Source organism: Arthrobacter sp. TJ-170, assembly GCF_058269305.1.
In genome coordinates, this window is record NZ_JBZCNL010000003.1 from 285,598 (window position 1) to 298,004 (window position 12,407).

Annotated in this window: 12 protein-coding genes; 5 read left to right on the forward strand and 7 right to left on the reverse strand. The window is 65.8% G+C overall.

Features of this window, described 5'->3' with window-relative positions:
• Window positions 1–26 precede the first annotated feature (26 nt).
• A complete protein-coding gene (idi, locus tag AC4D1W_RS08350) occupies window positions 27–569 on the forward strand; it encodes an isopentenyl-diphosphate Delta-isomerase (protein WP_490892558.1) in 543 nt (180 codons plus the stop codon).
• Window positions 570–576: 7 nt separating this feature from the next.
• Here the strand turns inward: idi and AC4D1W_RS08355 are convergent, their stop codons facing one another.
• Window positions 577–1,335: a glycosyltransferase family 2 protein gene (locus AC4D1W_RS08355; RefSeq protein WP_490898436.1), complete on the reverse strand. Its 759-nt coding sequence runs from the start codon at window positions 1,333–1,335 to the stop codon at window positions 577–579.
• Window positions 1,336–1,377: 42 nt separating this feature from the next.
• Here AC4D1W_RS08355 and AC4D1W_RS08360 point away from each other — a divergent pair, with 42 nt between their 5' ends.
• On the forward strand, window positions 1,378–1,962 hold the full coding sequence (locus tag AC4D1W_RS08360; protein ID WP_490898437.1) for a DUF2238 domain-containing protein: 585 nt from the start codon (window positions 1,378–1,380) through the stop codon (window positions 1,960–1,962).
• Here AC4D1W_RS08360 and AC4D1W_RS08365 read toward each other — a convergent pair.
• Window positions 1,931–3,022, reverse strand: a complete 1,092-nt coding sequence (locus AC4D1W_RS08365; RefSeq protein WP_490898438.1) for a glycoside hydrolase family 76 protein — start codon at window positions 3,020–3,022, stop codon at window positions 1,931–1,933. The genes AC4D1W_RS08360 and AC4D1W_RS08365 overlap by 32 nt on opposite strands.
• A 157-nt stretch (window positions 3,023–3,179) precedes the next feature.
• On the opposite strand from AC4D1W_RS08365, the gene AC4D1W_RS08370 reads away from it, so the two are divergent.
• Together AC4D1W_RS08370 and AC4D1W_RS08375 are read left to right on the forward strand one after the other, a co-directional pair.
• Complete coding sequence (locus AC4D1W_RS08370; RefSeq protein WP_490898439.1) at window positions 3,180–3,956, forward strand: 3-hydroxyacyl-CoA dehydrogenase; 777 nt, start codon at window positions 3,180–3,182, stop codon at window positions 3,954–3,956.
• Between the two features lie 41 nt (window positions 3,957–3,997).
• On the forward strand, window positions 3,998–5,200 hold the full coding sequence (locus AC4D1W_RS08375; RefSeq protein ID WP_490898440.1) for an acyl-CoA dehydrogenase family protein: 1,203 nt from the start codon (window positions 3,998–4,000) through the stop codon (window positions 5,198–5,200).
• Here AC4D1W_RS08375 and AC4D1W_RS08380 read toward each other — a convergent pair.
• Entirely contained in the window at window positions 5,186–6,343 is a 1,158-nt protein-coding gene (locus tag AC4D1W_RS08380) for a calcium/sodium antiporter (protein ID WP_490898441.1), read from the reverse strand. The genes AC4D1W_RS08375 and AC4D1W_RS08380 overlap by 15 nt on opposite strands.
• 147 nt (window positions 6,344–6,490) lie before the next feature.
• Between AC4D1W_RS08380 and AC4D1W_RS08385 the strand changes: the two genes are divergently transcribed.
• On the forward strand, window positions 6,491–7,420 hold the full coding sequence (locus AC4D1W_RS08385) for an NADP-dependent oxidoreductase (protein WP_490898442.1): 930 nt from the start codon (window positions 6,491–6,493) through the stop codon (window positions 7,418–7,420).
• Window positions 7,421–7,469: 49 nt separating this feature from the next.
• Here the strand turns inward: AC4D1W_RS08385 and AC4D1W_RS08390 are convergent, their stop codons facing one another.
• Genes AC4D1W_RS08390 through AC4D1W_RS08405 form a run of 4 tightly spaced genes read right to left on the reverse strand, consistent with a single transcriptional unit; the run spans window position 7,470 to window position 12,376 of the window.
• Complete coding sequence (locus AC4D1W_RS08390; protein WP_490898443.1) at window positions 7,470–8,828, reverse strand: TspO-related membrane protein; 1,359 nt, start codon at window positions 8,826–8,828, stop codon at window positions 7,470–7,472.
• Window positions 8,719–9,432, reverse strand: coding sequence for a DedA family protein (locus AC4D1W_RS08395; RefSeq protein WP_490892567.1), 714 nt, complete (start codon window positions 9,430–9,432; stop codon window positions 8,719–8,721). Before AC4D1W_RS08395 ends, AC4D1W_RS08390 begins: the two co-directional genes overlap by 110 nt.
• A gap of 52 nt (window positions 9,433–9,484) precedes the next feature.
• A complete protein-coding gene (locus tag AC4D1W_RS08400; protein WP_490892627.1) occupies window positions 9,485–10,393 on the reverse strand; it encodes an RluA family pseudouridine synthase in 909 nt (302 codons plus the stop codon).
• 60 nt (window positions 10,394–10,453) lie between these two features.
• Window positions 10,454–12,376 (reverse strand): DUF6541 family protein, encoded by a 1,923-nt coding sequence (locus tag AC4D1W_RS08405; protein WP_490898444.1) that lies wholly within the window; start codon window positions 12,374–12,376, stop codon window positions 10,454–10,456.
• Window positions 12,377–12,407 lie beyond the last annotated feature (31 nt).

Consider the following 12,407-nt stretch of genomic DNA (forward strand, 5'->3'; position numbering starts at 1 on the left):
AAACACTCGCAACTCATAGGAGGGAAATGAACCGGATGCCAGAGCTGGTTGTCCTGGCGGCCGACGACGGAACGCCTGTCGGCACGGAGGACAAAGCTACGGTTCACTCCACCTCGACGCCGCTTCACCTGGCCTTTTCGGCGCATGTCTATGACGACGCCGGCCGCATTCTCATCACGCGCCGTGCACTGTCCAAGCGCACGTGGCCCGGGGTCTGGACCAATTCTTTCTGCGGGCATCCGGGACCGGGCGAGGCTACCGAGGACGCCGTGGTGCGCCGGGCCGGGCGCGAGCTAGGGCTTCGGCTGGAGCTGGTGGAACTTCGGCTGCCGGACTTCCGTTACCGGGCCGTGGACGCTTCCGGTGTGGTGGAGAACGAGATCTGCCCCGTCTACACCGCGAGGGCGGCTTCCCCGGTGGCTCCGCGCGAGGACGAAGTGATGGAGTGGCAGTGGGCCGACCCGCTGCAGCTCAGCACGGCAGTCGCCGCGGCTCCGTGGGCCTTCAGTCCGTGGCTGACCCTGCAGTTGCCCCTGCTCTACCCGGACCGGTTCCCCTCACCCGCGTAGCAGGAAATCAGGACAGCAACGCCCGACGACGGCGCTCCCGGCGTGCGCTGATTGTCCGCCTCCAGCGCTGCCACGGAGGCGCCTGGCACCAGTGCAGCGCGAGGGTGTGGAACGCCCGTTGAACACGCAGGCGCCCGGCCGCGCCTCCGGCCAGCGCACGGGCCGAAATGCCGACCCGGAGCGAGGGGTCATAGGCTGTGCGCTGGGTGGGATCGAGCGCGAAGCCGAGGTCGATGTCGTCGTGCACGTTCGGGTCATAGCGGTGGATCCGGTCTCGGACCTTCGCCCACTCCGCGCGCGGGAAGGCGCAGTTGGAACCGAACGGCGGCCAGTGGGCCATCGCCAGACCCATGGAGACGAAGTAGGCCTGCATGTAGACGAGTCCGGCGAATTTCGCGCGGATGGGGCCGGCATCGTAAAAGTCACCGGGGCCGGTGAGGACGGCCAGATCGGGTTCGCGGGTGAAACGGTCGGCGATGCGCTGAATCCAGTCGGACGGCGGGATGGAGTCGGCGTCGCACCGGACAATGATGTCACCCCGGGCGGCATCGTAGCCGGTTGAGGCGGCGGCGGCGATCCCGGGGGCCGCTTCCGCGATCACCCTTGCTCCCCACCTCGTTGCGATGTCTGCGCTGTTGTCAGTGGAGTTGTTGTCGACCACGATGACCTCCAGCGGAGCCGCAGTCTGTTCGGAGAGTGCTTCGAGGCAGCGCGCCAGGGGACCGGCGTCGTCCTTGCAGGGAATCACCACGGACAGGGACGGCATGCCCCCGATCGTAGCTGGATTCGGCCAGTAGGCTTGGATTTCATGATCACCGACCTTATCCGCAGGCCCACCACGCCTGCCGAGGTCGCCGCGGACGGCGTACGGGCCGTCGCCGTACTCAGCACAGTTGCCATGATGATCTGGTGGGGTCCGGTCGACGTGGCGGTGTTCTTCCTGGCACTCGGCGGACTCACCCTGTCCCGCTACGCGCGTCCCCACCCCGTATTCGACACCGTTTACGGGTGCGCGCTGCTTTTCGCGTGCTGGAGTAGCGTTCTGAACCTGTACGACGTTGTTCCCTGGTGGGACCTGCTGGTGCACTGCCTCTGCACGGGGCCAGTGGCTGGAATGACATACGTCCTGGCAGCGCATGTGCGGCTGCTGCCCGCGGCAGGGCACTCACGACGGGATCGGGTGGGTGTAGTGCTTCAGGTGGTGCTCCTCGGCATGGCCCTCAGTGTCCTGTGGGAGTTCGCAGAGTGGGCCGGTAACGCGTGGGTGGATGATGACATCTACGTCACCTATACGGACACTTTGGGCGACCTCGCTGTCGCGACCCTGGGGTCATTGGCCGCGGGTATCCTTCTCGCTTGGCTTACGCGGCCCCGTGCGCGGTCGCGGTCCTGACGGCTACCCGGGAAGCAGCCTCGAGTATCATCCATGCCTGGAGCTGGGTAGATAGATCCACCGGTCCCTCGCCGACTGATTCCCCGGGCACAGAAGGAAAGACCAGGACAGGACGACGGCGCTCGCCGGCCTCCCGCTCACCGCGACCCTCCCACAGGGCGTGCGCCATCGTCGTTATCAGCCTGTGTGCGGTGCCGCGCGTAGGTTCCGGGAGCGCGGGTGTTGCGGCAGCGAGTGCGAGGTAGCGGACGAGGATCCCGGTGAAGAGTCCGCCGTCGCCGCCGCCGTGCGTGCGCAGCGCACCGCTCGGATGCACAAGGTGGGTCGCCACCGCGGTGACGAGCTCCTCCGCACGCGAAAGGCTTCGTGAATCACCGAGGGTCAGGAGAGCCCCGAGGGCGGGGCCCTGGTTGTACGTGTAGATGTCGGTAACAACGCGCCCGCCGGGTATGCGGATGCCGTCAAGCAGGAGGCCGGTTTCCGGGTCCTGGAGGCGGTCGAAGAGCCAGTCAATCAGGCGGGCCGCTTCCTCAAGGCGCCCGATGCGGGCGAAGTACAGGGCCGCTGGACCAGTGGCTGCCGTGTTCTTGAAGCTGCGGGACGTGTTCCAGAACATGCCTCCGCCAAGGTCCGGAGTCTGCGCCGAAGCCAGGACCGGTGTCAGCGTGGAAAGTGGCCTGGTGCCCGCGATGTCGGCTGAGCGTGAGGCTGCGAGGGCAAGCCAGGCCATGTCGTCGTAGTAGGCGTTGGCCCAGCGGCCGCCGTTGCGGAGGCGGATCGTGCGCAGGAGCCGGCGGGCGCGCATTCGGTGCGCGGCGCCGTCGTTGTTGGCGCCTTCCCGTTCCGCGGCGTCGAGCAGGCAATCGAGGTAGTGTGCCTGCCACCAGTAGTGCCACGGCTCCCCGGTGCGGGCGGGGAAGCTGACCCTCGCGAGATGCGTTCCGGGCAGGCCGAACAGTCGGTGGCCGAACGCAGTAGGTATAGAAGCAGCAGCGCTAGCGGCTGCGGCTGCTGCGGTACCTGCGTCGGCTGGTTCTCCGGCGGGCTCAGTGGTGGGCATAGAGCCACCCTAAACCGCGCCGGCGTCGTGTGGTTTGAGCACAATGCACAGTGGCGCAGCGGATGGATGTTGCAGTGCTCTGCATCACAGTAGGCTCGCAGGAGAGCGTGCTCGTCGCATTACGCTTCGGTTCAACCCTCGACGCAAAGGAGATGTCATGGACTGTGCAGGAACGGTGGCCCTGGTGACCGGTGGAGCGTCCGGGCTCGGCCGGGCAACGGCACAGCGACTGCATGAGGACGGCGCGGCGGTGGTAATTCTTGACCTGCCGCAGTCGGAAGGGGCCGGCTTCGCGGACGCGCTGGGAGAGCGGGCGCGCTTCGTGCCGGCTGACGTGACCAGCGAGGAGCAGGTCCAGGCAGCGGTCGATGCGGCGTCCGAATTTGGCCCGCTGCGGATCGTTGTGAACTGCGCAGGAGTGGCGACGCCCGGCAAGGTGCTGGGCCGCGACGGCGTACTGCCGCTGGAGCAGTTCAGCAAGGTCATCAACATCAACCTGATCGGCACGTTCAACGTGCTGCGGCTCGCGGCTGCGGCAATGGCGGCCACAGACCCGGTGCAGACCGAGACCGGAACGCCGGAGCGCGGCGTCATCATCAACACGGCATCGGTTGCTGCATTCGACGGGCAGATCGGGCAGCCCGCCTACTCCGCCTCGAAGGGCGCCGTCGCAGCGATGACCCTGCCGATTGCGCGTGAGCTTGCGCGCTCCTTCATCCGGGTCATGACAATCGCCCCTGGCATCTTCGAGACGCCCATGATGGCCGGTTTACCCCAGGAAGCGCAGGACTCGCTTGGGAAGCAGGTGCCGCACCCGTCCAGACTCGGTAAGGCCTCCGAATACGCGTCGCTCGTTGCACACATTGTGGAGAACCAGATGCTCAACGGTGAAACGATCCGCCTCGACGGTGCCATCCGTATGGGCCCGAAATAGATCGTTCTCACTACTCATACCCCTGGCGAAAGGACAGCTCAATGGAGAGCGGCCTCCCCTCCGCGGACTTCTACGGATTCGAGTCCCTGCTCAGCGACGCCGAACGGGCGAAGCTTCAGGACGTTCGCGACTTCCTCGCCAAGGAAGTGGCTCCCTACGCGACCGACTGGTGGAATCGGGCTGAATTCCCGCTTGAGGTGCTGCCGAAACTCGCCGCCCTCAACCTCAGCACTCCGGTCCAGCAGGGGTACAGCCACCTGTTCAGCGGCATGGTCATCGCTGAGCTCACCCGTGCCGACACGTCGCTGGCGACCTTCTTCATGGTGCACCACGACCTCTTCGTCGAGGCCCTGCACGAGTTTGGAACTGAGGAACAGAAGGCGCGGCTGCTGCGCGACGCCATGAATCTCACCACCACCGGCGCGTTCGCCCTCACCGAGCCCGACCACGGTTCCGATGTCGCCGGAGGCATGGCAACCACAGCAACCCGCGACGGCGACACCTGGCTCCTCAACGGCACAAAGCGCTGGATCGGAAACGGAACGTTCTGTGACTACATGCTGCTGTGGGCGCGTGACACAGCGGACGGCTCGGTGCGCGGCTTCATCCTGGATGCCACACTTCCCGGTGTGACCCGGACGGCAATCGAGAACAAGATCGCGCTGCGGACCGTGCAGAACGCGGACATCCTGCTGGACAATGTCCGGGTGTCCGAAACCGACCGATTCGCCGGAATCAGCAGTTTCAATGACACCAAGCGCCTGTTGCGGGGATCCCGCATCCTGGTGGGCTGGCAGGCGGTCGGACAGCAACTCGCCGCGTTTGATGCGGCCCGGGCATACGCCGTGGAACGCCACCAGTTCGGCCGTCCGCTCGCTGGTTTCCAACTCATCCAGGAACAGCTGGTTCGCATGCTCGGCAACACCACTGCCAGCCTCGGCATGATGACGCGTGTGGCCCAACTGCAGCAGGACGAAGACCGTCTGCATGGAATGCAGAACGACCTCGAGCACGGTGGAGCCGACATGGCCCAGGCAGCGCTCGCCAAGTCCTACACCTCATCCCGGATGCGGGAAACCGTGGCGTTGGGCAGATCGATCTTCGGCGGCAACGGAATTGTGACTGACTACAGGATCGCGAAGATCTTCGCGGATGCCGAGGCCATCTACACCTATGAGGGTTCCTTCGAAATCAACACGCTCATTGTCGGCCGGGCCGTTACGGGAGTTTCAGCGATCCTCTAGGGTGCCCGTTGCGGCCCGACGCCCCTTGTGCAATCCGATCTCATAGGAGGTGAAGGCGATCAGGGTCACTACGATCAGCGGCAGGACGAACCACGCCATGACAGCGGGGAACCCTTCGAGCGCGTCGTGGGCGGTGGCAGCCAAAAGAACATAGCCGGTGTAGGCCAGATACAGGGCCACGAACAGGCCGCCCTCCCATCGGGCGACTGCGAACCCGGTGAACGCGATGGGCAGCAGGGCCAGGGCCGCGGCCAGCATCACCGGGATGTCGAAGGCCACCGCAGCGGCCGAGACCGGGATGCCGCCCGAAGCGATCAGCGCGGGCAGGCCGAGTACCACTCCGATGTTGAAGATGTTGCTGCCGACCACGTTGCCCACGGCCAGATCGCGTTCGCCTCGGCGCACCGCGATGATCGAGGTCGCCAGCTCGGGCAGCGAGGTCCCGACGGCCACCACGGTCAAACCCACGACGAGGCTGCTCACCCCCAGGGTGGTGGCAATGTTCACCGCGCCTTCGACGAGCAGCGTGGCGCCGGTGACCAGCAGGCCCACCCCGAGCACCACCAGCAGAACGGATTTTCCGACAGAAGCCGGAGGCGGCTCTTCATCTACGCCGGCGGTATCTACGCCGGCGGTGTCAGCACCGGGCGGGTTCCCGATCGTTCCCGCTGCATGGACAGTCTCGCTGGTGTCACGGCGGCTGATGACCACGGTCAGCACCGTATGTGCCATCACCGCGCAGAACAGAATCAACCCGTCAATCGAACTGATCCGCCCATCGAGGCACACGAGCAGTAGCCCGACCGACAGAATCACCATCAGGGGCAGATCGAAGCGCACCAGCCGCTGCTTGACCGCCAGGGGGATGACAAGGGCGGAGAGTCCGAGTATGAGCAGGATGTTGACGATATTGCTGCCGACCACGTTGCCCACTGCCAATCCGGGCTCGTCGCGCAGAACAGCGCCGATGGTGACCGCGAGTTCCGGGGCCGAGGTGGCGGCCGAAACCACCGTCAGTCCCACCACCAAAGAGGAAATGCCCACTCGCCGAGCCAGGGCTGACGCCCCTCGCACCAGGAATTCCCCGCCCAGTACCAGCAGCGCCAGCCCGACGAGGATCCTTCCCGTGTCCAAGAGGTCCATGAACACGAGTGTACGGACCACACATTGAAGGGCCCGTTCATCCACGCACAGCCGCTGTGACCCGTCACACGGCTGCGCGCGGAATGTTGCGGCGGGGTCTCGGGGTTCCACCGAGAGAGACCATAGTGCCGATGAGAGGAAACAGCAGTGAAAGCAGCGTTCTATTCAGAGTATGGTGACCCGGGAGTCCTCCAGTATGGCGATCAGCCGGAGCCCAAGGTCGGTCCGGACACGGTCCTCATCGAGGTGAAGGCAACATCGGTCAATCCTGTCGACTGGAAGGTCATGGCCGGCTACCTGGACGGCGCGATTGCCGCGCACTTCCCGGTCATTCCGGGCTGGGATGTTGCCGGTGTCGTCATTCAGCCGGGGCCCGCGGTCCCCGAGTTCTCTGCCGGTGACGAGGTGATGGGTTACGTGCGGATGGATACCGTGGGCCAGGGCACTTTCGCGGAGCGGGTCTCCGCCCCGGTGCGTACGCTCTCGCGCAAGCCCTCCAACCTTTCCTGGGCTGAGGCGGCGACGGTTCCCTTGACCGGCCTTACCGCGCTACAGACCCTGGACGCGCTGGACGTGACTGACGGCGATACCGTGCTGATCCACAACGGTGCCGGTGGCGTGGGAACCTTCGGCATCCAGATTGCACGTGCCCGTGGGGCCCGCGTGATCGCTACCGCATCCGAGCGGAACCATGACTTCCTCAGGGAACTCGGCGCCGAACCCGTCGCCTACGGTGAGGGCGTCGCCGACAGTGTCCGCGAGATCGCCCCGGACGGTGTCAGCGCCATCGCCGACTTCGTGGGAGGCGAGGACTGGCAGGCGTCCCTCGACGTGCTGACGCAGCCGGGGCGCGTGGCCTCGATTGCCGATGCGGCAGTGAAGGAGCACGGCGGGCAGTACATCTTTGTGCGGCCGGTCGCAGAGGATCTGTCCACCCTCGCGGACCTTATCGAAGCAGGCAAGGTGAAGCCCGTACTCGCCGAAACCTACCCGCTGGAGAAGGCTGCCGATGCGTTCTCAGCGAACATGGACGGCCACACGCGCGGGAAGATCGCGATTACGGTCGGCTCCGACTAACGAGTCAGGCCGAGTCAGCGGGAATGGCTGCACGCTCGAAGAGAGCCCGTCATTCCTGCTGGCCTTTGCGTTCGGTACCAGGGTCCTCGGGCAGGTCGTCCTCGTCCTCGTAGTATTCGTCGTCGTCCTCATCTGCCAGGTTGATCGGGGGCAGGTTAGCCGTCTGGCGTCGGCGCAACGCCCGGCGGTACGAATGATCGACGCGGTGGCGGCGCGAACCGGCAGTGATAAGCACAATGAATACGGCCAGCGCCGTCGCGGCGGCGGTCGGCAGAGATGCCGGCTGTCCGAACACCCGCTCGACCATGACCCAGGCCATGCCCCATACCAGCGCCAGCGCGACGGCGATGCGCCCGCGGTCCGTCGAGCAGACGACGCTTCCGACAATGACGACGATGCCGAGGCCAACGAGCGCCCAGACGAACTCATCCTCCGTGAGCAAGGAGAAACCGTTCAGGGACAGGGCCGCGGCGGTGTGGCTCAACGCCGTGAACCCGGTCCAGCCAAGGAATAGCCCGATAGGCACGTCGACGAGCGCTCCCTCCAGGCGCGTGGCCGCCGACCACCGGTTCAGCCAGCGCAGGGACACCATAAGCAGGATCAGCAGGACACCGTGCAGCACCACACTGGCGGCGTGGAGTTCCGCCTGAATCACCAGGGCCAGCGCGAGGTTCAGCGGCAGCGTGGCCATCACCACCCAACCAAGGCGGCGATGCCTGGGGCTGTGCGCCTGGCTCGGCAGCCACTGATGGACCAAGTACCCCACCATGCCGAGTCCGATCAGGACCCAGATGTACAAGGCGAAGGAGTTGGGGGAGACCAGTGTGAGGTCCGGCGCAAGCAGGTCTGCGGTCCAGATCCCGGGACCTTCGCCGAGGAGTCCGGCCGCGTAGGCTGTTGCCGCAAGTGCGCCGATGACAGTAAGGGTGACCAGGATCTGCCGAACCAGGTTGGCCCTCCAGGAGCGGACGTTTCTGGCAGCACCTCGGGATGCGGTCGCTGTCCAGGCGGCAGTTCGTTTTCCTGAATCGACGGCCCACGTGGAGGCGGCGGCAGACGCTGCCCTCAGCTTCTCCGCACGTGCTGCCCTCAGCTTCTCTCTGTGGGCTTCCTCCCTCGATCCCGCATCAGTTGAGGCCGAATGAGGGCTTCCGTCGATGCCGGATCCGGAATCTGCAGGTCCGGGAGGCGATTGTCCGGGCGCCTCGGTCGGTGCGGACTGGGCGGCCGACGTCGTTTTTCCATGGGTTTCCTCGCCGGAAGAAACCGCCGCCTTGGGCCTGGCCGCCCTCAGCCGTTCAAGGACGCTGCTCGTCTCGGTCGGTGGATTCGGAGGGGAGGCTTCGGTGCTCTTCCGGGGTGGCTCGTGCGGGGGTTGGGGCAGCCGGTGGTTGGACGGAGTCGGCATGCTCATGTGTCTTTCGGACCTCCCGGCGCTGTTTCAGCGCAAAGAACGCTGCAATGATCAGTCCCACCAGAGTACCCACCCCCATTCCCAGGAGTGCACTGGCCCACATCGGGAACCCCGTTGTGACGTCCGAAACATAGCCGAGACCCACCAGCCAGCATGACCACAGCACCCCTCCCAACGCCGCGAAAGCCAGGAAGGGACGGAGGGGTAGCCCGGCAATCCCGGCGGCGGCGACCCCGGCGGTCCGCCCACCCGGAAGGAAACGCAGCGCAACCAGACCTGCGTAAGTGGGGGATTTTCCCGCCTTCTCGACGGCGCTCCGGATTCCATGGTGAACTTTGCGGCCCCAGCGGAAGCGGTCCAGCCAGTGGGTGAGTCTCTTACGGAAAAGCAGGTACAGCGCCATGTCTCCCAACAGACTGCCGGTGGCGGCGACCAGGAGGGACACGGGAAGCAGCACCGAACCTTCGGAGGCCAGCGAGCCGGAGGCGATGACCAGAAACTCGGACGGCATGATGGGCGCGAAAACGTCAGCCACCACAACCAGCAGCGTGAGTGGGTGGATCATCAGGGACCACTCCGAGAGCGTTGACAGGTCCACCTGCACCAATTTACAGCGCAACACCCTTCATGACTTGCCCCTCGAGGGGGCATCAGGCGAGCGTGGAGAGTTCCAGGCCGCTCGTGAACGACGCCGGCCGGGACGACAGCGGATCCACGAACTCAATGTGCCGGGCCAGGAGCTGCAGCGGCGTTGAGTAGTCGTCCTCTTGCTGGGGCTGCAGGACGGGGTAGAACGGATCATTCAGAATGCCGAGGCCAAGGCCCGCCATGTGGAGCCGCAACTGGTGCGTCTTGCCGGTGTGTGGCTGGAGCCGGTAACGGCCCACCCCGTTCCGTTCTTCGAGAAGCTGCACGCGCGTCTCGGCGTTCGGCTCACCGGGTATCTCCTGCGCCAGAAGATAGTCCCGGGACTTCACGATGCGGCTATGGACAGTCCGCGGATGCGAGTCGAGCTCCAGCGACGGGTCGATGGGGGCAGCGGCCTCGTACTCCTTGCGGATGCGGCGGTTCTCGAAGAGCAACTGGTAGGCGCCGCGCGTAGCGGGATTGGTCGAGAACATGAGAATCCCGGCGGTCATGCGGTCCAGGCGGTGCATGGGAATCAGGTCCGGCAGGTCGAGCTGGACGCGTAACCGCACGAGCGCCGACTCCGCGACGTACATTCCGCCCGGCGTGGTGGGCAGGAAGTGGGGCTTGTCCACCACCAGGAGGTTCCCGTCCTGGTGCAGGATGCTCAGCTCGACAGGAAGACGCTTCTCCACGGGCAGCTCGCGGTAGTACCAGATGAAGGTGTGTGCGGTCAGGGGAGTCCGGCGGGTCAGCCGCTCGCCACCGAGCGCAACCACCTCACCGCGGTCGAAGCGCTCGGCGATTCCGTCCGGGTCCACATGGTTCCACCGGTCGAGGATGTACTCCAACGCAGTGCTCCACGGGCCCTCCGAGGGGAGCCGAAGCCGCGTGGCGTTGACACCATTGCGGACCGGGAGCGGGGATTGCATCACCTATCAAGGGTAGCGAAGAACGCACTGCAGCCTGCATTTACCAGTCCGCGCCCACGGTCAGCACCCGGCGACCCGGTAGAGCGCGGCCGTCCCCTCACTGTCCACGCGTTCGAACCCGTTCTCACGCGTCAGGTCCTGCAGCCCCGGCGCCACTTCTGTTTCTCCCCGGTGCACCGAGCTGATCCCGAAGTCGAGCACATAGCGCACCCCCGTTTCCTCGACGGCAGGGCAGACCTCGGGGTTGGTGGTGAGATCGTCCAGGGATTCGTAGATGATCTTGCCGGAAGGCAGGGCAGGGAGGGTTCCATAAGGCAGCAGCGTGGGAATCCCGGTGTAGGAGTAGGAAAGCGATGCCCCGGTCAGCGGAACCCCCACAACGGCTGAACCCTCCTCTACAGCGTCCGGCAGCCGCTCGATCAGTGCGAGTTCATCGGCGGTCAGCAGGTCCGAGTTGTCCGTGAACCGGTATTTCGAGGCGGCTTCTGCCACTCCGCGCTGCACCGCGCCCAGCGGCGCCAACGCCACACCCAGAAGAACCAGCACGACGGCGGCAGCCGTCACCTGCCTGCCGCTCCGGTTACGGCGGAAGGAACGCACTTTCGGGTGCCGAGCTACGACGTCGATGAGTGCCACCGCTCCGATCGACGCGATGATGATCCCGGCGACCGGCAACATGGCGCTGATCCGGAAGTAGTCGTTGTACCAAACGCCGGCCACGAGCCACCGTAGGTCAGGCGCCTCTTTCCAGTTCCCGATCACAAACAGCATCGCAGCCAGCGCGTACAGGGCCAGCGTCCAGCGGTGCCGCTTCCGTCGGATGACCACGACCGCACCGACCAACATCAGGAAAGCTGCGAGGAAGGCGGGGGGTCGGTAGAGCGGGGACTGCAGCATTACCTCCAGCAGGGCGAAGCCCGCGTTGCCGAGCTCATCCCAGTTATCGGAGCTGGTGCGGGCGGGCCGAAGCAGCATCCATGCGGACGCGAGGACCAGCAGGTAAACACCAGTGGGAACAAGCGTGCGCCACGCTGGTCCGCCGCCTCTGCGAAGGCTGCCGTACGCGGACGCCAGAACGACCGGAAGGCTGAGACCCATTGCGCCGACCAGTGATGACGGGTGTGCCAGCGCCAGTCCCGGGAGCAGGCCGAGCAGCAGCAGGAGGTTCGCGGCCGTCGTCGTACGCAGTGGTGCACCGACGCGCATCAGCTGCACCACCAGGCCGAGCACCGCGGGCAGCATGGCGACGGAGAGCATGAACGGGTAAACCACGCCGAACTCGTACAGGAGGTACGGGAAGCTGCTGTAGGCGCCGGACAGCACGGCGGCGCTGAACAGGGCCCTGCGGCGCTCGCCGGTTACGCGGGTGACGAGGAAGAGGCAGCCGACGCACCAGATCGTCAGGACAATCGTGAGGTTCACCACGTTGATGGCCGCCGGTATGGACAACCCGGAGGACATCAGAACTACGGAAACGAGCGCATGCCAGCCAGCCGGGTAGAAGACGGGGGCCCGCGTACCCAGATACCCAAGGTCAGGGGAGGACGCGTTGCCGCTCTCGGCGATGTAACGGATGGCGTTGAGGTGGAAGATGTTGTCGTGTGACTGGGCGATGTTTTCCGGATTCCCGAAGATCCACAGGGTGATCAGGCCGATGGGGACCGCGGCCACCGCCCACGCGAGCAGGTTCGGCCGCAACGGCCCGCCGGGATCGGTGGCTAAGGCGTCGCCGAAGCGTCGACGGACCAGCCAGAGCACCACACCGACGGCGGCTGTCACACCGATCAGCGGGACAAGCGACCAGCGAACGCCCGCCAGCGCTGCGGTTTCCGAGGCGACGACGACGGCGCTCACACTGAGCGGGCCGGCCAGGGCAAGCAGGGTGAGACGACGCAGCCCGAAGAGCGCGCCCCAGAGCAGGCCGGGGCCGACCAGCACCAGCACCGCAATGAGGAACCCGGGGAGCGTGCTGAGCCAGCTCATGGTCTCCCTCGGTCGGTAATTCGGATGGCGC

What these genes read in the sequence shown, in the direction of transcription:
- AC4D1W_RS08355 (WP_490898436.1), bottom strand. Translation starts at nt 1,335, where the DNA reads ATGCCGTCCCTGTCCGTGGTGATTCCCTGCAAGGACGACGCCGGTCCC.
- AC4D1W_RS08370 (WP_490898439.1), top strand. Translation starts at nt 3,180, where the DNA reads ATGGACTGTGCAGGAACGGTGGCCCTGGTGACCGGTGGAGCGTCCGGG.
- AC4D1W_RS08400 (WP_490892627.1), bottom strand. Translation starts at nt 10,393, where the DNA reads ATGCAATCCCCGCTCCCGGTCCGCAATGGTGTCAACGCCACGCGGCTT.
- AC4D1W_RS08405 (WP_490898444.1), bottom strand. Translation starts at nt 12,376, where the DNA reads ATGAGCTGGCTCAGCACGCTCCCCGGGTTCCTCATTGCGGTGCTGGTG.
- AC4D1W_RS08365 (WP_490898438.1), bottom strand. Translation starts at nt 3,022, where the DNA reads ATGCCCACCACTGAGCCCGCCGGAGAACCAGCCGACGCAGGTACCGCA.
- AC4D1W_RS08390 (WP_490898443.1), bottom strand. Translation starts at nt 8,828, where the DNA reads ATGCCGACTCCGTCCAACCACCGGCTGCCCCAACCCCCGCACGAGCCA.
- AC4D1W_RS08375 (WP_490898440.1), top strand. Translation starts at nt 3,998, where the DNA reads ATGGAGAGCGGCCTCCCCTCCGCGGACTTCTACGGATTCGAGTCCCTG.
- idi (WP_490892558.1), top strand. Translation starts at nt 27, where the DNA reads ATGAACCGGATGCCAGAGCTGGTTGTCCTGGCGGCCGACGACGGAACG.
- AC4D1W_RS08360 (WP_490898437.1), top strand. Translation starts at nt 1,378, where the DNA reads ATGATCACCGACCTTATCCGCAGGCCCACCACGCCTGCCGAGGTCGCC.
- AC4D1W_RS08380 (WP_490898441.1), bottom strand. Translation starts at nt 6,343, where the DNA reads ATGGACCTCTTGGACACGGGAAGGATCCTCGTCGGGCTGGCGCTGCTG.